At 63.3% G+C, this 22,246-nt stretch carries 21 protein-coding genes and 1 tRNA gene; 17 read left to right on the forward strand and 5 right to left on the reverse strand.

Annotated elements, in window-relative coordinates:
- The first annotated feature begins 254 nt into the window (after positions 1 to 254).
- The 4 genes from HT051_RS01020 to pyrE all read left to right on the forward strand — a co-directional run bounded on the left by HT051_RS01020 (position 255) and on the right by pyrE (position 3,777).
- On the forward strand, positions 255 to 1,196 hold the full coding sequence (locus HT051_RS01020) for a GNAT family N-acetyltransferase (RefSeq protein ID WP_174540311.1): 942 nt from the start codon (positions 255 to 257) through the stop codon (positions 1,194 to 1,196).
- Between the two features lie 102 nt (positions 1,197 to 1,298).
- Complete coding sequence (hrcA, locus tag HT051_RS01025; protein WP_174540312.1) at positions 1,299 to 2,396, forward strand: heat-inducible transcriptional repressor HrcA; 1,098 nt, start codon at positions 1,299 to 1,301, stop codon at positions 2,394 to 2,396.
- Between the two features lie 73 nt (positions 2,397 to 2,469).
- On the forward strand, positions 2,470 to 3,135 hold the full coding sequence (gene grpE / locus HT051_RS01030) for a nucleotide exchange factor GrpE (protein ID WP_174540313.1): 666 nt from the start codon (positions 2,470 to 2,472) through the stop codon (positions 3,133 to 3,135).
- Between the two features lie 108 nt (positions 3,136 to 3,243).
- Entirely contained in the window at positions 3,244 to 3,777 is a 534-nt protein-coding gene (pyrE, locus tag HT051_RS01035) for an orotate phosphoribosyltransferase (protein WP_174542800.1), read from the forward strand.
- 357 nt (positions 3,778 to 4,134) lie between these two features.
- Here pyrE and HT051_RS01040 read toward each other — a convergent pair whose 3' ends face one another.
- A complete protein-coding gene (locus tag HT051_RS01040; protein ID WP_174540314.1) occupies positions 4,135 to 4,734 on the reverse strand; it encodes an alpha-ketoglutarate-dependent dioxygenase AlkB in 600 nt (199 codons plus the stop codon).
- Positions 4,735 to 4,824: 90 nt separating this feature from the next.
- On the opposite strand from HT051_RS01040, the gene HT051_RS01045 reads away from it, so the two are divergent.
- From HT051_RS01045 to pyrF, 6 genes are all read left to right on the forward strand, one after another.
- Complete coding sequence (locus HT051_RS01045; protein WP_174540315.1) at positions 4,825 to 5,667, forward strand: methyltransferase domain-containing protein; 843 nt, start codon at positions 4,825 to 4,827, stop codon at positions 5,665 to 5,667.
- A 234-nt stretch (positions 5,668 to 5,901) separates the two neighbouring features.
- A complete protein-coding gene (gene dnaK, locus HT051_RS01050; RefSeq protein WP_174540316.1) occupies positions 5,902 to 7,821 on the forward strand; it encodes a molecular chaperone DnaK in 1,920 nt (639 codons plus the stop codon).
- A 119-nt stretch (positions 7,822 to 7,940) separates the two neighbouring features.
- Positions 7,941 to 9,092 carry a molecular chaperone DnaJ gene (gene dnaJ, locus HT051_RS01055; protein ID WP_174540317.1) on the forward strand — a complete coding sequence of 384 codons (1,152 nt, stop codon included), beginning with the start codon at positions 7,941 to 7,943 and terminating at the stop codon, positions 9,090 to 9,092.
- Positions 9,093 to 9,176: 84 nt separating this feature from the next.
- Positions 9,177 to 10,259, forward strand: coding sequence for an AI-2E family transporter (locus tag HT051_RS01060; RefSeq protein WP_174540318.1), 1,083 nt, complete (start codon positions 9,177 to 9,179; stop codon positions 10,257 to 10,259).
- Positions 10,260 to 10,353: 94 nt separating this feature from the next.
- A complete protein-coding gene (locus HT051_RS01065) occupies positions 10,354 to 10,923 on the forward strand; it encodes an NADPH-dependent FMN reductase (RefSeq protein ID WP_174540319.1) in 570 nt (189 codons plus the stop codon).
- A complete protein-coding gene (pyrF, locus tag HT051_RS01070) occupies positions 10,923 to 11,639 on the forward strand; it encodes an orotidine-5'-phosphate decarboxylase (RefSeq protein WP_174540320.1) in 717 nt (238 codons plus the stop codon). The genes HT051_RS01065 and pyrF overlap by 1 nt, the downstream gene beginning before the upstream one ends.
- Positions 11,640 to 11,954: 315 nt before the next feature.
- On the opposite strand, the gene HT051_RS01075 is transcribed toward pyrF, so the two are convergent.
- Positions 11,955 to 12,230, reverse strand: coding sequence for a DUF167 family protein (locus HT051_RS01075; protein ID WP_174542801.1), 276 nt, complete (start codon positions 12,228 to 12,230; stop codon positions 11,955 to 11,957).
- Positions 12,231 to 12,291: 61 nt separating this feature from the next.
- Positions 12,292 to 12,588, reverse strand: coding sequence for a YggT family protein (locus HT051_RS01080; RefSeq protein ID WP_174540321.1), 297 nt, complete (start codon positions 12,586 to 12,588; stop codon positions 12,292 to 12,294).
- Positions 12,589 to 12,784: 196 nt separating this feature from the next.
- On the opposite strand from HT051_RS01080, the gene HT051_RS01085 reads away from it, so the two are divergent.
- Together HT051_RS01085 and HT051_RS01090 are read left to right on the forward strand one after the other, a co-directional pair.
- Positions 12,785 to 12,860, forward strand: a tRNA-Ala gene (locus HT051_RS01085).
- Between the two features lie 371 nt (positions 12,861 to 13,231).
- On the forward strand, positions 13,232 to 13,834 hold the full coding sequence (locus HT051_RS01090) for an HAD-IA family hydrolase (protein WP_174540322.1): 603 nt from the start codon (positions 13,232 to 13,234) through the stop codon (positions 13,832 to 13,834).
- Between the two features lie 6 nt (positions 13,835 to 13,840).
- Here HT051_RS01090 and HT051_RS01095 read toward each other — a convergent pair whose 3' ends face one another.
- Both HT051_RS01095 and HT051_RS01100 read right to left on the reverse strand, forming a co-directional pair.
- Positions 13,841 to 14,185 (reverse strand): multidrug efflux SMR transporter, encoded by a 345-nt coding sequence (locus HT051_RS01095; protein ID WP_174540323.1) that lies wholly within the window; start codon positions 14,183 to 14,185, stop codon positions 13,841 to 13,843.
- Between the two features lie 71 nt (positions 14,186 to 14,256).
- On the reverse strand, positions 14,257 to 15,147 hold the full coding sequence (locus HT051_RS01100) for an SDR family oxidoreductase (RefSeq protein ID WP_174540324.1): 891 nt from the start codon (positions 15,145 to 15,147) through the stop codon (positions 14,257 to 14,259).
- A gap of 224 nt (positions 15,148 to 15,371) precedes the next feature.
- Between HT051_RS01100 and HT051_RS01105 the strand changes: the two genes are divergently transcribed.
- The 5 genes from HT051_RS01105 to HT051_RS01125 all read left to right on the forward strand — a co-directional run bounded on the left by HT051_RS01105 (position 15,372) and on the right by HT051_RS01125 (position 22,206).
- Positions 15,372 to 16,277, forward strand: coding sequence for a hypothetical protein (locus HT051_RS01105; protein ID WP_174540325.1), 906 nt, complete (start codon positions 15,372 to 15,374; stop codon positions 16,275 to 16,277).
- A 120-nt stretch (positions 16,278 to 16,397) separates the two neighbouring features.
- A complete protein-coding gene (locus HT051_RS01110) occupies positions 16,398 to 17,291 on the forward strand; it encodes a Ku protein (protein WP_174540326.1) in 894 nt (297 codons plus the stop codon).
- Between the two features lie 3 nt (positions 17,292 to 17,294).
- Entirely contained in the window at positions 17,295 to 19,853 is a 2,559-nt protein-coding gene (gene ligD, locus HT051_RS01115) for a DNA ligase D (protein WP_174540327.1), read from the forward strand.
- A gap of 106 nt (positions 19,854 to 19,959) precedes the next feature.
- The gene (locus tag HT051_RS01120; RefSeq protein ID WP_174540328.1) at positions 19,960 to 20,700 is read left to right on the forward strand and encodes an extensin family protein; all 741 of its coding nucleotides are present in this window, start codon (positions 19,960 to 19,962) and stop codon (positions 20,698 to 20,700) included.
- A gap of 168 nt (positions 20,701 to 20,868) precedes the next feature.
- Positions 20,869 to 22,206 carry an ImmA/IrrE family metallo-endopeptidase gene (locus HT051_RS01125; RefSeq protein WP_174540329.1) on the forward strand — a complete coding sequence of 446 codons (1,338 nt, stop codon included), beginning with the start codon at positions 20,869 to 20,871 and terminating at the stop codon, positions 22,204 to 22,206.
- The last annotated feature ends 40 nt before the right edge of the window (positions 22,207 to 22,246 follow it).

A 22,246-nucleotide genomic window follows, 5' to 3' on the forward strand; every position in this document is an offset into this window, starting at 1 on the left:
CACCGGTTTTCCATATTTTCCAGGCCGTTCAGGGGACTTGCCCCGCAAAATTGCCTCCACAGCGGTTTCGAAAGTTGTCATACAGCCTTCGAAGAGGATTGCTATCGGAGCCTGAATGTGGCCGAATCATAGCTCCTCAGGCCTAGTTGCCTCGTTCGCCTGAGTGGCCGCGATTCCGGCCCATCGGATTGGTCCCGGCGGCCCGTGCGGCCGTCAGTTTGGGTTCTCGCGGCGCAGAGAAATTGCGCGGAGGCATGATGTTTCCAGGACTGACTTTTCGGCCGGCCTATAGCGGCGGCCTGGCATTCGATGCCCGCCGGCTGTTTACTCCACCCGCCTTCATCTTGCGCGAGCCGCCCAAGACCTATGGGCGAATCGGCTCGCTGGAGGTGCGGCTGGGCCGGAAGAAGAGCGATATCCGGCGCGCCCAGCGCTTGCGCTACAAGGTTTTCTACGAGGAGATGTCGGCCACGCCCAACGCGCTGACCATGCTATCGCGGCGGGATGAGGATCCGTACGATCCGATCTTCGATCATCTTCTGGTGCTGGATCATCAAAACGCCGAGGCCAGCCGCGGCTGGCGGCGCCCGCAAGTGGTGGGCACCTACCGGGTGCTGCGCCAGGAAGTGGCGGACCGGCATGACGGGTTCTACACCCAGCGCGAATACGACGTGGCGCCACTGATCGAAGCGCGGCCCGACCATTCCTTCATGGAGCTCGGCCGGTCCTGCGTGCTGAAGCCCTATCGCAGCCGCCGCACGGTGGAGCTTCTGTGGCAGGGCATCTGGTCTTATGTGCGCGAGCACCGTGTGGATGTGATGCTGGGCTGCGCCAGCTTCGAAGGCATCGACCCGAAAGCCCACGCCACGGCTTTAAGCTTTCTTCACCATAACGCCCTGGCGCCGGAGGAATGGCGCGTCAGGGCGCATGACGATCAGCATGTCGACATGAACATGATGCCGGCCGATCAGGTGGATTTGCGTGCTGCGATGAAGGCGCTGCCGCCGCTGATCAAGGGCTATCTCCGGCTCGGCGCCTTCGTCGGCGACGGGGCGGTGATCGACCACCAGTTCGGCACCACCGATGTGCTGGTGATCTTGCCGGTCGAGGCGATCCGCTCGCGCTATTTCAGCCATTTCGGCGCCCCGGACGGGCTGGATCCGGCCATCATGCCGGCGGCGGGCGCGCTGAACTAGCGCGGCGTTTTCGCTCCGGCGCGCACTAAAACGGCGCTTCAATCGCATGTGATGCGGTTTTGCGGGTTTGACGCCCCTCAAGCCTGTGCCTAAATTCCAGCCATGCGTTACGACGATATCAGCGGCGCGCTGAGCGCCGCCCAAGGCTCGGATGGAAAGCTAGGCCAGCTCAACGAGCGGTCGCGCGCGATTTTCAAGCGGATCGTCGAGACTTATCTGGCCACCGGCGAGCCGGTTGGCTCGCGCAATGTCAGCCGCGCGCTCCCCATCACCCTCTCCCCCGCCTCGGTGCGCAATGTGATGAGCGACCTCGAGGCGCTGGGGCTGATCTATGCGCCGCATACCTCCGCCGGGCGCCTGCCGACCCAGTCGGGCTTGCGTCTGTTCGTCGACGGTCTCTTGGAGATCGGCGATATCAGCGAGGAGGAGCGGCGGCAGATCGAAGGGCGCATCTCAAATAGCAGCGGCCATCAGGCGGTGCAGGACTTCCTCACCGAGGCCGGCGCCATGCTCTCGGGCCTGTCGCGCTGTGCCGGCGTAGTGCTGGTGGACAAGCAGAGCAAGGCGCTGAAGCAGATCGAGTTCGTCAATCTCGGCGGCGGCCGGGCGCTGGTGGTGCTGGTCGACGAGGACGGCGACGTGGAGAATCGCATCATCGCGGTGCCGGAAGGCCTCCCCGTCAGCTCGCTGCAGGAAGCGGCCAATTACGTGAATGCGCGCATCGGCGGCGCCACCTTGGCCGAGGCCCGCACCCGCATCGAAAAAGAGATCGAAGAGAAGCAGGCCCAGCTCGATGCCCTGACCGCCCAGGTGGTGAAGGACGGGCTGGCGACCTGGTCGGGCGAGGAGGCGAGCGAGAAGTCGCTGATCGTCTGCGGCCGGTCCCATCTCCTGGAAGACGTCCGGGCGATGGAGGATCTGGAGCGGGTGCGCCAGCTGTTCGAGGATCTGGACGCCAAGGAGGATCTGATCCGCCTGCTCGGCCTCGCCGAGCGCGCCGACGGGGTGCGCATCTTCATCGGCTCGGAGAACCAGCTGTTCTCGATGTCCGGATCGGCGCTGGTGGTCTCGCCGTTCAAGGATTCGGAGCAAAAGATTGTGGGCGTTCTCGGCGTTATCGGCCCGACCCGCTTGAACTATGGCCGGATCATCCCGATGGTCGACTATACGGCTAGGCTGCTGGGCAAGCTGGTCCCTTGATTTTAAGCCCGCCGCGGTCGATATCCCGCGGTGATTCTCGAAGATTTAATCAGAAGACATTACCGGTGCGGCTATGAGTGAGAACACGACCGATCCACGCGATCAGCGCGAAGAGGGCGAAGAAGACGCCGGCGCGCAAGACAAGGGCGCGGCACAAGAGACCGAGGCGGCTTCGCCTGCGGACGATCTGCAGGCCCTGGCCGACGAGAACGCGGAATTGCGCGACCGGCTGTTGCGCGAGATGGCGGAGATGGAGAATGTCCGCCGCCGTGCCGAGCGCGAGAAGGCCGATACGGCGAAATACGCGATCTCGAATTTCGCCCGCGACGTTTTGACGGTCGGCGACAATATCCGCCGGACCATCGAGCATGTGCCGGCTGAGGCGGCGGCGAAGGATCCGGCGCTGAAGAGCTTCCTGGAAGGCATCGAGCTGACCGAACGGGAGCTGCTCAACATGCTGGAGCGCCACGGCGTCACCCGCATCGATCCGCTGGGCGAGCGCTTCGACCCCAATAATCACCAGGCGATGTACGAGGTGCCGAACCCGGAAGTGCCGGAAGGCACGGTGGTCGACGTGATGCAGGCCGGCTACGTGATCGGCGACCGCTGCCTGCGGCCGGCGCTGGTCGCGGTGGCCAAGGGCGGCGCCAAGCAATCGGCGGAAGCCGGGCGCGCCAAGCCGGCGAATGACGACTTCCCCGAAACCATGCAGAATGGCGGCGGCAAGGGGGACAGCTAGATCCGCGCCCCTTACGCCAAGGGATGAGGGCAAGAGCAAGAAGAAGGGGCAGCGAAGTTGGGATCGAGCGTGATTGAGCGAGACGCCGCTAAAGAGCGTCAGCGTCTGATGGACATCATCCGCGAACGTTCTTACGCCTTCGGGGTCAGCGTCACGCTGGCCTCGGGCAAGGAGAGCAGCACCTATTTCAACATGAAGCCGACGCTGCTGCATCCGGAAGGCGCCTTCCTGGTGGCGGCGCTGCTGCTCGACGAGATCGCCAAGCTGGATGCCGATTATGTCGGCGGGCTGGAGCTCGGCGCGGTGCCCATCGCCGCGGCGGTGACGGCGCGGAGCTTCGCTCTCGGCCATCCGATCCCGGCGCTGATCATGCGCAAGAAGGTCAAGGATCACGGCACCAAGCAACGGCTGGAAGGGCTGACCGCGGAGGAAAGCCTGGACGGCAAGCGCATCGCCGTGGTGGAGGACGTCACCACCAGCGGGCGCTCGGCGCTGATTGCGGTGGAGGCAGTGCGCGAGCTCGGCGGTATCGTCGATACGATCGTCACCGTGCTGGACCGCGAAGAGGGGGCGAGCGAGGCCCTCGCCAAACAGGGCATCACCCTGGTCTCGCTGTTCAAGGCCTCGGATTTCACGGGGTAGGCGAGCCGCACTCGCTCCTATCCGTCGTCATGCGGCGGAATCCTCCCCCCTGAAAGGGGGGAGTTAGAGGGGGGTCGTATTTCGGCGTCGGCGGGTTGGGATTCACGGCGGTTTGGGATTCACGCTGCTGACCCCCACCCCGGCCCTCCCCCTTCTAGGGGGAGGGAGAAGGCTGTACCGACGCTCTACGGCATTGCCGCGACTGTCATCCTCTCGCTTGCGGCGAGACGGTGTCGGCCATGCAATCCCTCACCCGTCATGCCGACAACAGTCGGCATCCAGCCAAATGCACTGGACTCGCCGCTGGATTCCGGCTTCCGCCGGAATGACCCCGTGCTTGGGACTCCGATCCGCACCTCAAGCCGGCGTCACGCGGCGCAAGGTGAGATTGATGCGGCCGCCTTTGGGCAGGAGGCTGGACGAGCCCGGCACGATGCGGTCGATGCCGTGATAGGTCAGCCGGTCCTCGCCCCCCATCAGGAACACATCGCCGGATTTCAGCTCAATGCGTCGGGTGGGATCGCGCCGTTTCAACCCGCCGATGCGAAACAGCGCGGTATCTCCCAGCGATACCGAGAGCACCGGCGCATCGAAGGTCTGCTCGTCCTCATCGCGGTGCAGGCCGAGCTTGGTGCCCTTGGCGTAGTAATTGACCAGACAGGCCTCTGGCGGGGCCGGATAGCCGGAAAGCTCGTCCCATAATCTGAGGAGCAGCGCGGGGATCGGCGGCCAGGGCTTGCCGGTCACGGGGTGGACGGGCTCGTAGCGGTAGCCCTTCTCCTTGTCGGTCAGCCAGCCGAGCGACCCGCAATTGGTCATCTTCACCGACATCGGCTTGCCGGTCCGTGGCATGGTGGGGGTGTAGAAGGGGGCTTGCGCGACCGCGTCCCGCAGCTCGGCGAGCAGCGTCCTTTGCGCGTTGTCATCAAGCCTTTGTGCGAAATGGTCTAGGGACAAGGTTTCGCCTCCGTCTGTCCCCCGCAATCCCAATCCTTATTTAGAGCGACAATCGCCATATAGAGCGACAACCGCCTTGGAGAGCCGCCGATGACGCCAGCCCCGACGCGCCACGATGACACCGAACCGGACGGCTACGTCCATGCCCGCGACATGGCAGAGTACGAGCGCTTGCGCAAGCAGGCGCGGGTCTGGGAGGCGGCGACGCGCCAGGTGCTGGGCCAGGCGGGGCTGATGCCCGGCATGCGCTGCCTGGATGTCGGCGCGGGGCCGGGCGCGGTGATGCAGATCATGGCCGAGGGCGCCGGCCCGAAAGGCACCGTGACCGGACTTGAGATCGACGGCGCGCTGGCTGGGCAGGCGCTGGAGCGGCTGCAACGCTCGAATGGCAGCCAGTACCGGATGATCACCGGCGACATCAACGCGCTCTCCGATCTCGACGGTGCACCGTTCGACCTCAGCTTCTGCCGTCTGTTCCTGATGCATATGGCCGACCCGGTGGCGGTCCTGAAGAAGATGGCGGGCTGGACCAAGCCCGGCGGCGTGGTCGTGGCTCAGGAGTTCGATTTCATCTCCTTGAGCGTGACGCCCGCCTGCCCGGCGATGGACGAGTTCCTGCGCGTTTTCGAAGGCGTCTTCGAAGCCCATGGGCGCAGCAGGACGGCGGGACGCGATCTTCCGGCGCAATTCGAGGCCGCCGGAATCGGCACGCCGGAGGGGACCGATGCGGCGGTGAAATTTCTGCCTCTTTCGGAGATGGCGCCGATGCTGATCGCAGTTTATCAAAGCCTTTACGATCACGCCGCCAAATTGGGCCTTCTCGACGAGGCGCGGGCCCGCCGCTTCGTGGAGGAGATGACGGAAGCGGCAAGGGATCGAAGCGTTTATTGCCTGACCCCGACCTTGATCGCCGCCTGGAAGCGTTGCGACTGAGGTTGCATCCAAGATTTCGTCGGAAAACACCTGCAAGACGGCCAGTTTGGCGCAGGCCCTCGACTTGCGGGCGAAAATCCCGGCCCCTATATATCCGCGGAAACCCTGCCGCATAATTCGGCGGGATCGCCGGCATTCATTTAAGGGGACCGGCGCCACGCTTCCGACGATGCGGGCGCATCAGCCGGGTGCCAGATTGGGCCCGGACGGTCTGCCAGAAAGAGAGGTTTGAATATGGCGAAAGTAATCGGAATCGATCTCGGCACGACCAACTCGTGTGTCGCGGTCATGGAGGGCAAGAGCCCCAAAGTTATCGAGAATGCCGAAGGCGTACGCACCACGCCTTCGATGGTCGCCTTCACCGATGAAGGCGAACGGCTCGTCGGCCTGCCGGCCAAGCGCCAGGCGGTCACCAATCCGGAAAATACGCTGTTTGCGATCAAGCGCCTGATCGGACGCCGCTTCGACGATCCGACCGTGGCCAAGGACCAGAAGCTGGTCCCCTATCACATCGTCAAAGGCGACAATGGCGATGCCTGGGTCGAAGCCCAGGGCAAGAAGTATTCCCCGTCCCAGGTTTCCGCCTTCATCCTGCAGAAGATGAAGGAGACGGCCGAGAGCTATCTCGGCGAAAAGGTCGAGCAGGCGGTAATCACCGTTCCGGCCTACTTCAACGACGCCCAGCGCCAGGCCACCAAGGACGCCGGCAAGATCGCCGGTCTCGAGGTGCTTCGCATCATCAACGAGCCGACGGCTGCGGCGCTCGCCTACGGGCTTGAGAAGAAGGACGGCAAGACGGTCGCCGTGTACGACCTCGGCGGCGGCACCTTCGATATCTCGATCCTGGAGATCGGCGACGGCGTGTTCGAGGTGAAGGCCACCAATGGCGACACCTTCCTCGGCGGCGAGGATTTCGACATGCGGCTCGTCGACTATCTGGCCGATGAGTTCAAGAAGGAGAACGGTATCGACCTGCGCGGCGACAAGCTCGCTCTGCAGCGCCTGAAAGAGGCGGCCGAGAAGGCGAAGATCGAGCTCTCCTCCGCGACCCAGACCGAGATCAACCTGCCGTTCATCACGGCCGATCAGTCCGGTCCGAAGCATCTGACCATGAAGCTCACCCGCGCCAAGCTGGAAAGCCTGGTCGACGATCTGATCCAGCGCACGATCACCCCGTGCCAAAACGCGCTGAAAGACGCCGGGCTGAAAGCGGCCGAGATCGACGAGGTGATCCTGGTCGGCGGCATGACCCGCATGCCCAAGGTCTCCGAGGTGGTGAAAAACTTCTTCGGCCGCGAGCCCCATAAGGGCGTGAACCCGGACGAGGTGGTTGCCATCGGTGCAGCGATCCAGGCCGGCGTGCTGCAGGGCGACGTCAAGGACGTGCTGCTGCTCGACGTGACCCCGCTGTCGCTGGGCATCGAGACGCTGGGTGGCGTGTTCACCCGGCTGATCGACCGCAACACCACGATCCCGACCAAGAAGAGCCAGGTGTTCTCCACGGCGGAAGACAATCAGAACGCCGTGACCATCCGGGTCTTCCAGGGCGAACGCGAGATGGCTGCGGACAACAAGATGCTGGGCCAGTTCGACCTGGTCGGTATTCCGCCCGCACCGCGCGGCGTGCCGCAGATCGAGGTTACCTTCGATATCGACGCCAACGGCATTGTCAACGTGTCGGCCGCCGACAAGGCCACCGGCAAGGAGCAGTCGATCCGCATCCAGGCCTCTGGGGGCTTGAGCGAGACCGACATCGAGAAGATGGTGCAGGAGGCCGAGAGCCACGCCGAGGAAGACAAGAAGCGGCGTGAGCTGGTCGAGATCAAGAACCAGGCCGAGGCTCTGGTCCATTCCACCGAGAAGACGCTCGCCGAGCATGGCGACAAGATCTCGGCCGAGGACAAGACCGCCGTCGAAACGGCGGTTGCAGAGCTGAAGACCGCGCTGGAAGGCGAAGATTCGGAGGCCATTTCGGCCAAGGTCGACGCCGTGGCGCAGGCTTCCATGAAGCTCGGCGAGGCGATGTACCAGGCCAATCAGGCCGCCGCCGGCGAAGAGGGGCAGGCCTCCTCCGAGCAGAACGGCAATGAGGACGTCGTCGATGTCGACTTCGAAGAGGTCAAGGACGACGACGACGACAAGAAGTCGGCGTAAGTCCAAAACCGAGATCACCGGCCGGGGGGTATCGCTTCCCGGCCGGAATCCAATAGAAGAGACTGCGCCAGGCAATCCAGCCTGAGGCTAAGCAGCATGGCGCAAAGTCCGGAGGGGCAATGGCAAAGCGTTGCTATTATGAAACTTTAGGCATTACCCGAAGTGCCGCCGACGGCGAAATCAAGAGCGCCTTCCGGCGCCTCGCCAAGGAATATCATCCCGACCGCAATAACGGCGATCCCGAATCGGAGCATCGCTTCAAGGAGGTCAACGAGGCCTATGAGGCGCTGAAAGATCCGCAGCGCCGGGCGGCCTATGACCGTTTCGGCCATGCGGCGTTCGAAAATGGCGGCATGGGCGGCGCGCGCGGCTTCAGCTCCGATTTCTCCGCCTCGATGTCTTCCATCTTCGAAGAGATGTTCGGCGACTTCATGGGCTCGCCCCGCGGGCGCACCCGGCCGGCGCGCGAGCGCGGCGCCGATCTCCGCTACAACATGGAGATCACGCTGGAAGAGGCCTATGAGGGCAAGACGGCGCAGATCCGGGTGCCGACCTCGGTTGTCTGCGAGACCTGCGAGGGAAGCGGCGCACGCGAGGGCTCATCCCCCGTCACCTGCTCCACCTGCGGCGGTATCGGCAAGGTGCGGGCCTCACAGGGCTTCTTCACCGTGGAACGGCTCTGCCCTGCCTGCGAAGGGCGCGGCGAGGTGATCGAGGATCCCTGCCCCGACTGCAACGGCGCGGGCCGGGTGATGCGCGAGCGCACCTTGTCGGTCGATATCCCGATCGGCGTCGAGGACGGCACGCGGATTCGCCTTGGCGGCGAGGGCGAGGCCGGGCTTCGCGGCGGACCGCCCGGCGATCTCTATATCTTCCTGTCCATCAAGCCGCATGAGTTCTTCCAGCGCGACGGGGCGGATCTGTTCTGCCGCGTGCCGATCGCCATGACGACGGCAGCGCTCGGCGGCGAGGTGGAGGTGCCGACCATCGACGGCGCCACCATGCGGGTGAAGGTGCCGGACGGCTCCCAGAGCGGCCGGCAGTTCCGCCTGAAGAACAAAGGCATGCCGATCTTGCGCTCGCGGCAGCAGGGCGACCTTTACATTCAGGTCGAGGTGGAAACGCCGAAAAACCTGTCGCGCAAGCAGAAGGATCTGCTGAAAGCCTTCCAAGAGGCGTCAAACGAGAAGACCAGCCCCGAATCCGCTGGCTTTTTTGCGCGGATGAAGGAATTCTTCGATAGCATCGGCGAGGGCTCGAAGGAGAGCTAGGCTTCTCGCCACTCATCTTCGGCGTCCTTGTGCTATCCGGCGCATCGCCGTAAGGGTTTTCGCGCTGGAATATCGAAGGGCTCGATGGCGACTTCCGCTTCGAAAGACAATACGCAGCTCGAGGAGGAACTCCGCGAGCGGCCGGTGATGCGCAGTGCCATGCTGGCGACGCTCGGCGTGTGCATCGTGCTAGCGCTGGCTTCCGTCGCCTGGTTCGCGCGGATTCCGATCCTGCTCGCCTTCGCCGGCATTCTGCTGGCCATCGTGCTGCATGGCGGCAGCCGGGCGATCTACGACCTGACCGGCGTCCCGCAGCTGGTTGCGCTGGCGGGGCTGATCATCGTGCTGTTCTTGTTTCTCGTCGCGGTGATCGTCGGTGCCGGGCCGACGCTGGTCACCCAGGCGACGGAGCTGGTGCGCGGGCTTGGATCCGGCCTCACCAATCTCTCCAGCCAGGTGTTCGACCTGCAAGAGGGTGAGACGCTCTTCAAGAACTTCAATCTGGTCGACTTCCTGTCCAACATGCAGCCTTGGGGCATCGCCTCGGGCGCCACCGTCTTCGCCAGCAACGTGATCGGCGTGCTGGCCAGCGGGATGATCGTGCTGTTCTTCGGCATCTATATCGCCGCCGATCCGGACACCCATATCAAGCTTGCCGTCAAGCTGGCGCCGCCCAAGGACCAGCCGGCGATGAAGAAGCTTCTGAAGGAGACCGGCAGCGTGCTGCGGCGCTGGCTGATCGGCCAGGGCATCTCGATGACGGTGATCGGCGTGCTCACCTATATCGGGCTGATGATCCTCGGCGTGCCGATCGCCTTCACCTTGGCGCTGTTCGCAGCGCTGGCCGGGTTCCTGCCGTATCTGGGTCCGATCATCGGCGCGGTGCCGATGGTTCTGGTGGCCGGCGGCACCAGCCTGGAACTCGCCTCCTACGTGCTCATCCTCTACGTGGTGGTGCAGAGCATCGAGAGCTATCTGCTGACGCCGCTGATCCAATCCAAGGCGGTCTACCTGCCGCCGGCGGTGGTGATCCTCAGCCAGCTGGTGATGGGCGCTGTGTTCGGCATTCTCGGCATTGCGCTGGCAACGCCGCTCGCCGCGGCGGTCTCGATCCCCTTGCGCCACTGGTTCGGGGGAGACGAGCCGGAAACGATTTCCGACAAATAGACTCCGCGTTGCGGCGCTCTGCTCCGCTTGCTACCACTCTGCCGCAAGGTTTTCGGCTCACCTTGCATCGCTCTCCAGGCAAAGGATTTATGGCATGCGGCTACTGTTTTTCGCCGGCTCGACCCGCGAGGGATCGTTCAACAAGAGAATGGCGCGGCTGGCTCAGCACATCGCCACGGCGAACGGGATCGAAGGGGTGTTCGTCGATCTCGCCGAGTACGAGATGCCGCTCTATAATGGCGATTTGGAGAAGCACGAGGGGCCGCCCAAGGCGGCGCTCGAATTCCGGGCGCTGATGGCGGAGTATGACGGTGTCTTTATCGCCTCCCCGGAATACAACTCCTCGATTACGCCGCTTCTGAAGAACACGCTGGACTGGGTCTCGCGGGTGCCGAAGGAACACGGCCCCGATGTCTACAAGACCCGGGTCTTCGCCATCGGCGCCGCCTCGCCCGGCTATTTCGGCGGCATGCGCAGCCTCCTCGCCTTGCGCCAAGTGCTGGAGGTTGGGCTCGGGGCCAATATGATCCCGCAGCAGGCCATCGTGCCGGGCGCAGCTTCCGCGTTCGAGGAGGATGGCAGCCTGAAGGACGAGATGCGGCAGAAATTCGTGGCCGATACGGTCGAGGCTCTGGCAGTCGCCGCACGGCGGTTCAAAGCCTGATGGGCGCCGCTCCGCAAATCCCGCAGGACCGGCTGATGGTCGCCCTCGACGTGCCGGATGTGGCCGCGGCCGAGGCGCTGATTTCCAAGATCGGCGATGCGGCCGGGGTGTATAAGATCGGGCTGGAGCTTCTGTTCTCCGGCGGCTTTGCCTTGGTGGAGCGGCTCGCCGGAGACGGCACCAAGATTTTCGTCGACGCCAAGCTCTTGGATATCGGCGCGACGGTGGAACGGGCGACGGCAGCGATTGCGCGGAGCGGAGCGGCCTTCCTCACCGTGCATGCCATCGACCGCAAGACCTTGGATGCGGCGGTGCGCGGCAAGGGGAAAAGCGAATTGCAGCTGCTCGGTGTCACTGTGCTGACCAATCTCGATCACACCGATCTGCAGGAGCAGGGAATCGACGCGCCGCCGCGCTCTGTCGTGCAGCAGCGCGCCGATATGGCGCTGGCCGCCGGGTTCGACGGGGTGGTCGCCTCGGGGCTGGAGGCCGCTGCGCTGCGCGAGCGCCTGCGCGAGCCATTCAAGATCGTTACGCCGGGGATCCGGCCGGCAGGAGCTAGCGCCGACGATCAGAGCCGTATCGTGACGCCGACGCGGGCTATCGAGGCGGGGGCGGATTATCTGGTGGTCGGCCGGCCGATCACCAGGGCCGAAGACCCGCGTGCCGCGGCGGAGGCAATCTGCGCCGAGATCGCCGAGGCGCTCGGGGCTTAAGCCGCTCGTTCCAGTTTCGCCGTTTGACCCCCACCCCAACCCTCCCCCTTGCAGGGGGAGGGAGCCAGGCATGTCGTATCTCCCCCCCTAAAAGGGGGGAGATTGAGGGGGGCTCTTAGCGGCGTTGCCGAACTTGAGATTTGGCCTTGCGAAGAACACTGCCGTCATGGCCGGGCTTGACCCGGCCATCCAGGGCAGCTCGCGCCTTGCCTTGCCGCCCTGGATCACCGGGTCTCGCGGCGTCAGCCGGCGCGCAACGCCGGGACGCCACGGCCCGGTGATGACGCATGTTTTATGATCAGCTTCAGTGAATCATTACGATGCGAGCAAGGCTTCGATCTTCGACGCGAGCTCTTCCGGATCGCCGTCGATCTTCACCTGTTTCAGGCGCGACTTGCCGCCTTGCGCGACGGAGACGCTGGAGCCGGGCACGCGCAGCCATTTGGCGATCAGCTTCTCCAGTGCCTTGTTGGCGGCACCCTCGGAGGGAAGCGCGCGGACCCGCGCCTTCAGATAGGTCTCCTCGCCATGCAACTCCGCCCCGTCGACGCCGTCACGCGAGGATTTCGGCGTGAGGCGGACGGCAAGCATCAGCCCATCGGATAGGACGCGATAGGGAGGCTTGGCTTCGGCAGGCAAAGCGCCGAACCGGCTACATCAGCAGCGCCGGCACGATCCAACCCAAGATCACCACATCGCGGATGAACAGAAGCAGCAGGATCAGGATCACCGGCGAGATATCGATGCCGCCGAGATTGGGAAGAATGGAGCGTATCGGCCTCAATGCCGGCTCTGTGAGCCGGTAGAGCGTCTCGGCAATGGCGAGAACGATCCGGTTGGACGTATTCACCACATTGAAGGCGATCAGCCAGCTCAAAATCGCGCTGGCGATAATGACCCAAATGTAGAGATCGATCAGAAGAACAATAAAATTGATCAATGGAACCATAGAGGCCTCCTCATGGCCGTTCATGTAACGGAGAGGAAAGGCCGAGGGCAAGAGCCTCTATGGGGTTCGCGCCATTAAGCCTCGGCAGCGTTGCTTCTCGGCTCGCTTGACATCGCGCCGGGCCGCTCCCTATATGGCCTCGATCTCGACAACGGATCGGCCCCGCGAATCGTGGGGCCATGCCGGATGTTCCTGTGGGGCCGTAGCTCAGTTGGGAGAGCGCAGCAATCGCACTGCTGAGGTCAGGGGTTCGACTCCCCTCGGCTCCACCATTTTTCTCTCTATTTGTCTCACGCCAATGCGCTTCGCGCATGGCTCCGACGGGCGCGCTGACCGCGCGACGGGCCGTCGCCCTTGCGAGCGCCAAAAGCGCTCGGATAGTCTTCCCGCTCGTGCCTCCGATGGGGCGGCCTTTCGGCCGGCGCCCGGTCGGGCGCTGAGACGCTCGATTTTTTGTCTCACGCCAGCGCGCTACGCGCGGGCGGGCGGTCGCCCTTGCGAGCGCCAAGAGGACGCTCGGATGGCCTTCCCGCTCGCGCCTCCGATGGGCGCTGCAAGCGCCAAGGCGCTCGACTCATTTCCCTCTCTTCGCCCGATGCCTTAGGTTCGGCCCAGGTTTTGGTGCTTTCTGGAACAACACTTCATGCAGCGCTGTCTGATGCTGGATGTCGACGGGGTCGTGGTCAACGGGCGCCCGGAGGACGGCAAGTCTTGGGCCACCGATATCGAGCGTGATCTCGGCATCGCGCCGGATCGGCTGCGTGAGATCTTCTTCGAGCCCCATTGGCCGGACATCGTGATCGGCCGGACGCCGCTGCTCGAGGCGCTTGAGGCCTGCCTGCCGGCGCTTTCCGCTTCGGTCACCGCGCAAGATTTCATCGCCTATTGGTTTGCGAAGGATTCCGCTCTGGATGACGCCGTTCTGGCGGACTGCGCCGAACTGCGAGCGCGCGGCATGCGCATCTTCCTCGCCACCAACCAGGAGCATCTGCGAGCGCGCCATCTTATGGAGCAGCTCGGCCTCCGCGATCATGTCGACGGCATGATCTATTCGGCGGCGGTCGCGGCGCGGAAGCCTAGCCGCGCGTTTTTCGACGCCGCCGCAGCACATAGCGGCGCGGCGCCGGAAAACATTGTTCTCATCGACGATACCAAGGCCAATGTCGATGCCGCCCGCGAAACGGGCTGGCAGGCGGCACATTGGTCGCCAGGCGCCAGCCTGCTGGCGCTTCTTGAGACGCGCTAACGCCGCTTAGTGCACCGAGGATTTGGAGAAGGCGTGGACCAGGATCACGCCGGCGATGATCAGGGTGATGCCGAGGATCGCCGGCAGGTCCAGCTTCTGGCCGAAGACCACGAAGCCGATGAGCGAGATCAGGATGATGCCGGCGCCGCCCCAAGTGGCATAGGCGATGCCGACGGGAATGGCGCTCAGGGCGATGGAGAGGAAATACAGGCCGGTGATATAGCTCGCGACCATCAGCACGGTCGGATAGAGGCGGGTGAATTGCTCTGAAGCCTGCAGGGCGGAGGTGCCGACGACCTCCAGGATGATGGCAAGAGCGAGCGAGCCATAGATGACCAGGTTGGAAGACATTGATAATTCTTTCGGGCGGGTGCCTGGGGTGAAATAGGTTTCGGGCGGGTTTCGTTCTTAGACCCTGGTTCCTATTTTGGCTTGGAAACCGTTTCTTTCTCAAGCTCTTCGCGCGTCGGCAGGGGCCCGGGGGGCAGCGCAGCGCCGCTCTCGTCGAGAATCCGAAACAGCAGCCCCATCACCGGCAGCAGCAGCACGGTGGGGGTGAGCTTGGAAAGAAGGATCAGGATCCGGTTGACCAGGCCGGGGATGATCACGCTGGAACGCTTCATAAAGCGGCGATATCCGATCGCAGCCACCTGCTCCGGCGTCATCGACGGTATCACGTAAAGATAGCGCGAAGTGGTGGCGCCGGCCTTCTCGTGAATATCGGTGGTGACGACGCCCGGCGCCAGCAGCGACACATTGACCCCGGTCCACATGGTCTCGTAGTTCAGCGCGCGGCTGAACTGGATCAGGAAGCCCTTGCTGGCTGCGTAGGTGGCCTCGTAGGGCGTCGGCATGAAGCCAGTCATGGAGCTGACATTCAAAATGCCGCCCTTGCCGCGCGCCAGCATGCCGATAAGCAGGCGGCGGGTCAGGTCCACCGTGGCGCGGATATTGAGATCGAGAAGGGTGCGGAGCCGGTCCGGGTCCGCATCCTGAAAGAAGCCGCCATAGGCGAGGCCGGCATTGTTGACCAGATACTCGGCATAGAGCCCTTCCCGTGCCAGCGCCTGCTCCACGCCCTCGCAGCCGCCTTCGGTGGCGAGGTCCTGGGCGGTATAGGCGCAGCGCACGCCGAACTCGGCTTCGATCTTGCGCGCCGCCTCCGCCAGCTTTTCCGCATTGCGGGCGACCAGCAGCAGATTGTGACCGCCCTTGGCGAATTCGCGGGCCAGCGCCAGGCCGATACCGTCATTGCCACCGGTCACGACAGCCGCCGGAATGCGGGCCGGGGCTTTGTTGCTGTCATCGGTCATGGCGGTTCCTCGGTCTTCTGGCCAATTCTTCATAAGATGCGGAGTTGATTTAGAGCTTCGGAACGGAATGGGCTAGGCTTGTCAGATTGCTGTGAAAGATATTCTGCGCTGGGAGGTCATTTATGAGGTCCGTTGGTGCTCGTCGCGGCCGGTTTTCCCGATTTTCGTATGTTTTTCTCGCTCTTGGCATCGTTCCGGCCCCGTTCTTAGTGCCCCAAGCGGCTTTGGCCAAGCCGAGCCTGGTTCAGGCGGTGCAAAAACTCGACAAACGCTATCTCAAGGCGCCGGAGGTCGACGGGGTCGACCGCAGCGCGCAGATGGAGGCTGGCGGCCAGGACGTCAGCGCCAAGACGAAGCCGCAGGATCTCGCCAAGGGCGATGTCAGCGTGCGGGTGAGCTATGCCGATACGAACGATGCGGACGGTCCGGCCACCTCGTCGGTGGTGACGGTGTTCGATAGCGGCCAGCAAACCGCGCAGCTCACGGTCGATCCTTACGAGACCCATTTCCCGTTCACGGTGCAGATCGCCGATGTCGATCCGGTCAACGATACACCGGAGGTGGTGGTCTCGTCTTATTCCGGCGGCGCGCATTGCTGCGGCGTGATCAAGGTGATCACCAAGCTCAAGGACAGCGCCGATTGGACGATCGTGGATGTGGGGAGCTTCGACGGCGGACCGGTGCCGGCGAAAGACTATAACGGCGACGGGCTGTACGAATTCATCGCCCGCGATCCCGCCTTCCTCTACGCCTTCGGCTGCTACGCCTGCTCCACCGCGCCGCTGATGGTGCTGACGGTGAAAGATGCCAAGACGGAGACTGTCAGCGCCGATCCGGCCTTCCGCAAATTGCAGGCCGGCTATCTCGGCGGCCTCGTGCGCGCCGCCAATAGCGACAATCCGAATGCCTATCTGGCCGGCTATGTGGCGCAGAAGAGCCTGCTCGGCGAAGGGCAGGCGGCCTGGAAGCTGATGCTGAACTATTACGACAAGTCCGACGATTGGGGCCTGCAGATTTGCCCCGAGCCGGTGAAGCCGGGCGGAGACTGCCCGGTGAAGGAGATCACCGTCACCTACCCCAAGGCACTCAAACGGGTTCTTAGGGAAAACGGCTATAAACTGGGCAAATAGGCGCGCGCCAAGGGGCTTCACCCCGGTCTGGCGCGGGAACCCCCGGTTTCGCGCGTTCGTTGGTCCTTTTTGCCCGGCACATGCGCGCAAACGGCGATCACAGTCTTAGGAGTCCGCGTCATGGCGCTGCCCCGCCCCTATTGGACCGGCCGGCTTCGGCTTTCCCTGGTGACCATCCCCGTGCGGCTTTTTCCGGCGACCACCACGGAGCGGAAGATCGCCCTGCATCAGATCTACGAGCCGACCGGCGAGCGCATCCGCTATCAGAAAGTGGCGCCGAGCGTCGGCCCGGTCGACACCGACGAGATCATCAAGGGCTACGAATATGAGAAGGGCAAATATGTGCTGCTCGATCCAGAGGAGATCGACGCGCTGAAGCTGGAGAGCAAGCAGACCATCGAGCTGATCCGCTTCGTCGATCAATCGGAGATCGATGCCCGCTACTACGAACGGCCCTATTACCTGCTGCCCGACGGCGAGGACGCAGACGAGGGCTATGCGGTGCTGCAGCAGGCGCTGGAAAAATCCGGCAAGGTCGGGATCGGCCAATTCGTGATGCGCGGCCACAGCTCGATTGCGGCGATCAAGGCCTGCGGGCGCGGGCTGATCCTGGAGATCTTGCGCCATGCCGACGAGGTGCGTTCGGCGGACAAGTTCTTCGACGAGATTCCCGACGTGAAGGTGGACAAGGAGGCGCTGGAACTCGGCCAGGAGCTGATCGCGCGCAAATCAGGCCCGTTCGAGCCGGAAAAGCTGAAGGACGATTACGAACAGGCGGTGTGGGAGCTGATCAACGCCAAGATCGAGAAGCGCGAGCCGGAGGCGATCTCCGAGGCACCGCAGACGGCCAAGGTGATCAACATCATGGACGCGCTGAAGAAAAGCGTCGCCAGCCAGGACAATAAGAAGAGCGCGGGCAAGACGCGGACCGGCGGAAGCGCCAAATCCCGGAGCGCCAAGTCTCGGACCGCAAAGACTCAACCGACCAAGACGGCACGGCGGAAATCCGCTTAGGCCATGACCGAGGCGAGCGGTAAGGCAAGCGATCTTCTCGCCGAATACCGGGCCAAGCGCGATTTCGGCAAGACGCCGGAGCCCGGACCGGAACGCAAAGCCGACTCCGGCAATAGCTACGTCATCCAGAAACACGCCGCGACCCGCACCCATTTCGATTTCCGCCTGGAGCATGACGGGGTGCTGAAGAGCTGGGCGGTGACCCGCGGACCCAGCACCGATCCTTCGCAGAAGCGCCTGGCGGTCCGCACCGAAGACCACCCGCTCGCCTATGGCGGCTTCGAAGGGGTGATCCCTAAGGGCGAATATGGCGGCGGCCCTGTGATGCTTTGGGATCGCGGCAGCTGGGAGCCGATCGGCGATGTCGATAAGGGGCTGAAGAAGGGCCATCTCGACTTCGTGCTGCATGGCAAGCGCCTGAAGGGCGAGTGGCATCTGGTGCGGATGAAGCCGGATAAGCGCGGGCAGAAGCGCGAGAACTGGCTGCTGATCAAGGGCTCCGACGATGCGGCGGAGACAGGCGGCGAGCCGACGGAGCGCTTTGACACGAGCGTCGCCAGCGGCCGCACGATGGACGAGATCAAGAACGGCGAGAGCGCGGTGTGGAGCTCCGATCCGTCGAAAACGCCGGGCAAGACTAAGAATAGCGGCGGGAAGAGCGGCGCGAAGAATGGCGGCGAAAAAGCGCCCAGCCAACGCGCGAGCGCTCCGGATTTCGTCGAACCTCAGCTCGCCACGCTGGTGGACAAGGTGCCCCCCGGCAAAGGCTGGATCCATGAGGTGAAGTTCGACGGCTACCGCATCGAGGCACGCAAAGACGGCGATCGGGTCACCCTCTATAGCCGCAGCGGCCTGGACTGGACGGCGCGCTTCCCGGCCATCGCCAAGGCGTTTTCCAAGCTTTCCTGCAAATCGGCGCTGATCGATGGCGAGGCGGCTTTCGTGCTGCCTTCAGGGCTGACCAGCTTCAAGGCGCTGCAGGAGCATATCGACACCGACAATCCGGCGATCCGCTATTACGCCTTCGACCTTCTGGCGCTGGACGGCAAGGATCTCCGCAACGAGCCGCTTTCGAAACGCAAGGCGGCGCTGAAGCAGCTGTTCGCCAAGAAACTGCCGGAGCGGCTGGTCTATTCCGACGATATCGAAGGCGAGGGCGATGTGTTCTTCGCCAAGGCCTGCGCGGTGGGGCTGGAAGGCATCATGTGCAAGCGGGCCAGTGCGCCGTACCGCTCCGGCCGCTCCAAGAGCTGGCTGAAGGTGAAGTGCAGCCATGAGGAAGAGTTCGTCATCGGCGGCTATGCCAAATCCAGCGCGCGGGGGCGGCCCTTCGCTTCGCTGCTGCTCGGCACCTATGACGGCGATAGGCTGATCTTCGCCGGCAAGGTGGGCACCGGATTCGATACCAAGACGCTGAAAGCGCTGGCGGCGAAGTTCAAGCCGCTGGAGCGCAAGACCGCGCCTTTCGAAGAGGTGCCGACCGCCGACAGGCGCGATGCGGTGTGGCTCTCCCCGAAGCTGGTCGGCGCGGTTCGCTTCACCGAATGGACACCGGAGGGGCGCCTGCGCCATCCGAGCTTTCAGGGCTTGCGCGAGGACAAGCCGGCGAAAGAGGTGTTCCGCGACATGGCGGCCAAGGCGTCAGAGGAGAGCGGCAAGATGGCGAAGGATCCGCGTTTCGACGGGATCGAACTCTCAAGCCCCGACCGGGTGCTCTATCCGGAGATCGGTCTCACCAAGCTGGGCCTCGCCGAATATTACGACAAGGTTCGGGACGCGATGCTGCCCTATCTGGTCGACCGGCCGATCAGCCTGGTGCGCTGCCCAGAGGGGCACACGGAAGAGTGCTTCTTCCAGCGCCACGCCATGAAGGGGATGAGCGCTGCGATAAAGCAAATCGCCATTCCCGGCGGCGAGACGAAGGAGAAGTATCTCTATATCGAGAACGCCGAAGGCCTGTTCGCCCTGGTGCAGATCGGGGTGCTGGAGATCCACGATTGGGGCGTCTCGACAAAGGCGCTGGATAAGCCGGACCGGCTGGTCTTCGATCTCGATCCGGATGAAGGTCTCTCGCTCGAGACGCTGAAAGCGGCCACCATCGAGGTGCGGGATTTCCTCGCCGATCTGGGGCTGAAAAGCTTCCTGAAATCCACCGGCGGCAAGGGTTTTCACGTGGTGGCGCCGCTCACCCCGAAGGCCGGATGGGACGAGGTGAAGGCATTCTGCAAGGCTGTGGCCGATGCGCTGGTGACCGCGCGCGGCGACCGCTACACCGCCACGCTTTCCAAGAGCGCCCGCGAGGGCAAGATCTTCGTCGATTACCTGCGCAATCAGCGCGGCAGCTCGGCCATCGTCAATTTCTCCACCCGGGCGCGGGCGGGCGCGCCGGTCGCTACGCCGCTGCGCTGGGACGAGCTCAGCGGCCTCAGCCAAGCGGCCGCCTATACGGTTTCGACCCTGCCGCGGCGGCTGGCCAGCCTGAAAAGCGACCCTTGGGAGGGATTTTTCCAGACGCGGCAGTCGATTAGCAAAAAGGCGCGATCCACGCTCGGCCTCGAATAGCCTCGTTTCGCCCACATTTGATTGAAAATTTATTCATCAGTTCCGCCCCATTTTAGCGGGCATGACAGGGTGTTCTGCGTACCGGGCCGCTTGGGCGGCATTTGCCTTGCTGGCCTTCGGCGTTGCGGCAACGATTGCCGGCTGCTCGATGAGTCCGTTCGGCGCCAGCCGCGGCGAGTGGCGCAGCAAGGGCGAAGCCCAATGCATGGCGAGCGGCCTGGCCAAGCAAGCCCCCTATATCGTCGAAACCAAAAGCCCCAAGGGCGGCGGCGCCTGCGGCATGGATCATGCGCTGCGCGTCTCGGCGCTGATGGGCGGACGCGTCAAGGTCAGCCCGGCGGCGACCGTCAACTGCCCGATCACCGCGGCGGTGAACAACTGGGTGCAGAAGTCGGTGCAGCCGGCGGCGATGCGGCGCTTCGGCCAGCCGGTGGTCGAGATCAAGCAGATGGCCGCCTATTCCTGCCGCACGCGGAACAGCGCCGGCGGCAAGGCCTCCGAGCACGCTTTCGGCAATGCCCTCGATATCGGCGGCTTCCGCCTCGCCGACGGCCACGAGATCGTGGTCAAGAAGCATTGGTCGCGGGGAACGGCCTCGGAGCAGGCCTTCCTGCGCGAGGTCTATAACGGCGCTTGCCAGACCTTCTATACGGTGCTGGGGCCAGGCGGCGACCGCCATCACGGCGATCACATCCATGTCGACCTGCTGGTCTCCAATACCGGCAAGAGCGGCAATTACTGCCGCCCGCGCATGCAGCGCATCCCCAACGCGCCGGTCGCCCGCCGGCAGCCGATGGTGATGCAGGCGCCGCGAAGCGCGGCGAGCTATTCCTTCTCCGGAAATTAGCTAAGAAGACGCTTGCGGCGTCGAATGAATGGGAAAGTGGCCACCGGTCTTTCCGGCACTTGCTGCTCGCCGAGCTGTCGACCTTCCGCAATGGAACGCAATTCGGTGGCTAGTTGTAACTCGTGATCGGTCCTATAGTTGTCCCTTACGTGTGTCGCTCGAAGACTTATGCAGAACGCTCCGGCAATCAACTGGACAAATGAATCAGTGAAGGCGTTCGCAAAGAACGCAGACCCGCTTGAAGCAATTGAACGGGCCGCCCGTGCGCTTGTTCTGAAGGCGAGGGAGAGCGGGTGGGAAGGACCTCCCTTCAATCCGCTCCGCATCGCCGAAATGTTAGACGTGCAAATTGAGGCGAACTCTAGCATCGCTGACGCTCGCCTAGTCGCAACTGAGAGCGGACCGAAGATCGAGTTCAATCCCCAACAACCACGCGAGCGTGTCCGATTTTCGATCGCTCACGAAGTAGCGCACATGCTCTTTCCAGATTGGCACGACCAAATTCGGAATCGCGGCGGGCAGAAAGAGATTGCGGACGACTGGCAGCTCGAAATGCTCTGCAATCTGGCAGCGTCCGAGTTCGTCCTGCCCATCGGTAGCTTGTCATCGGCATCAACGGTACCCTCGATTGAAGACCTGATGCGCCAGCGTCGCGAATACGATGTTTCGGCGGAGGCATTTCTTATTCGACTTGCCAAGATCTCCACACAGCCTATCGGCGTGTTCTTCGCGTCACCGCATCAATCAGGCAAGGCCGAGCGCCGCTATACGGTTAACTATTTTGTTGGTTCTCCCACTGCCCCAAAGGCTCAGATATCTGGGACGGATGTTCCAGCCAGCAGTGTCATTCATAGCTGTACGGCTATTGGATACACGGATCGTTCGGTAGAGAGCTGGGTAATCGGTTCACCGACGCAGATCGAATGCGTTGGAATTCCCGCCTACCCCGGTAACGTCTATCCGCGCGTCGCCGGACTAGTCAGGTTTGACCGAGCGCAAGTAGACCTGAAGCCAATAAGAATTCTCCACGGCAATATCCTTGAGCCTCGAAACGGCGGGCAGAAAATCATCTGTCAACTGGTGAACGACAAGGCTGGTACGTGGGGGGGCGGTGTGGCGCGGAAGATGGCCGGCCGCTTCCCAGATGCTGAGGTCCAATTTAGGGAACAAATTGTTCATCTTCCCCGCAGCGAACGGCTTGGCCGAGCGATATTCTCGCAGGCGAGTGACGAAATCACTATTGCGAGCTTAATCGCGCAGGAAGGACATGGGCCGTCCCTCTTTCCACGAATCCGTTACTCTGCCCTGAAGAACTGTCTTGAAGCAGTAACACAGCGAGCCAAGGAAACCGGGGCGACTGTCCATATGCCACGAATAGGTACGGGATCTGCCGGTGGTGATTGGGGGACAGTTGAAGAGATGCTTGACGACATAATGGTGCGAGCAGGAGTGTTCGTTACGGTCTACGATCCACCGCCCAGACGACCTCAACTAGAGTTATTTTGATTGGCGAACCGACACGCTGCTCTCCGGATTGTTTTAGTGT

Source organism: Methyloligella sp. GL2, assembly GCF_013341275.1.
Taxonomy (GTDB): Bacteria; Pseudomonadota; Alphaproteobacteria; order Rhizobiales; family Methyloligellaceae; genus Methyloligella.